At 41.3% G+C, this 504-nt stretch carries 1 protein-coding gene; it reads left to right on the top strand.

Annotation, left to right across the window (positions count from 1 at the left end; all coding sequences use genetic code 11):
* The coding region (locus AC1DWN_RS35045) for a copper amine oxidase N-terminal domain-containing protein (protein WP_477563388.1) at positions 1-490 on the top strand (490 nt) is incomplete at its 5' end.
* Between the last annotated feature and the right edge of the window lie 14 nt (positions 491-504).

Below are 504 nucleotides of genomic sequence, written 5' to 3'. Positions count from 1 at the left end.
GGCTGTTGCACCGACTTCTGCGTTTGCTATAGAGAAAATGTTCGATATGCAAGGGTACCAAGTTTTAAAGCAATTCGATGAAAAATCGGCTATCTATGATCTATTGAGAAACAAGCTTCATATTACAAAACAATCGGTAAGCTCGTTCTCAGATGATTATTATAATCCTCCGATTATTGTACCAGGATATATTACGATTATTCCTCTTCGTGATACAGCAGAGCAGTTAGGTGCTGTACTAGAATACGATGCGAAGACAAAAAGCATCAAAGTGTTCGATGAAGCAACAAATACGACTATTGCTGTGAAGGTCGGCAGTGATAAGGCGACCATTAACGGAAAAAGTGTGAAATGGAACTTCCCTGTTACAACGATTAACGGCGTTACTTATGTGCCTGCACGTGCCTTCGCAACAGCACTAGGAGCAACGGTAAGCTGGGAAGAATTTTACGAAGACGTGAAAATGTTTACGATCGAAAGGGAACTATAAGCTCTGTCGGAGTG

The organism is Paenibacillus sp. P4_A7 (genome assembly GCF_056402455.1).
Note: the sequence above shows the minus strand (reverse complement) of the source record. Positions and strands in the feature narration are given on the sequence as shown.